This is a genomic window from Martinezella calliandrae, from assembly GCF_030272695.1.
In the GTDB taxonomy this organism is placed as follows: Bacteria; Pseudomonadota; Alphaproteobacteria; order Rhizobiales; family Rhizobiaceae; genus Rhizobium; species Rhizobium calliandrae.
In genome coordinates, this window is the sequence record NZ_JARFYN010000206.1 from 1 (window position 1) to 472 (window position 472).

At 56.1% G+C, this 472-nt stretch carries 2 protein-coding genes; both read left to right on the forward strand.

The window, feature by feature from the left end:
- A partial coding sequence (locus tag PY650_RS37720) for a recombinase family protein (RefSeq protein WP_490390940.1) occupies window positions 1-277 on the forward strand: 277 nt, incomplete at its 5' end.
- A partial coding sequence (locus PY650_RS37725; RefSeq protein ID WP_285885024.1) for a helix-turn-helix domain-containing protein occupies window positions 271-472 on the forward strand: 202 nt, incomplete at its 3' end. The genes PY650_RS37720 and PY650_RS37725, both read left to right, overlap by 7 nt.

Genomic DNA, 472 nt, shown 5'->3' on the forward strand with positions numbered 1-472 from the left:
GCAGATTATAAACGGCTCTGTCGGGCGTCTGGTGATCTCGCACAAGGATCGATTGCTGCGGTTCGGCGCGGAACTGGTGTTCGCGATCTGCGAAGCCAAAAACGTCGAAGTGGTTATCCTGAACCAGGGCGAGGACACGACCTTCGAGGAAGACCTCGCCAAGGACGTGCTTGAGATTGTCACTGTGTTTTCGGCGCGGCTTTATGGCTCGCGCTCGCATAAGAACCAAAAGCTTCTAGACGCGGTGAATAAGGCGGTTGAGGATTCTCAATGCTGATTGCCCACCGTATCGCGCTCGACCCAAACAACAAACAGCGGACCTATTTCGCCAAGGCGTCTGGCGTAGCGCGCTTTGCCTACAACTGGGCTCTAGCGGAATGGCAACGCCAGTATACTGCGAGATCCGATGATCCGACACTCCCACAGCCGTCCGATGTAGGCTTGCGTCGTCAGTTGAACGGCGTCAAGCGTG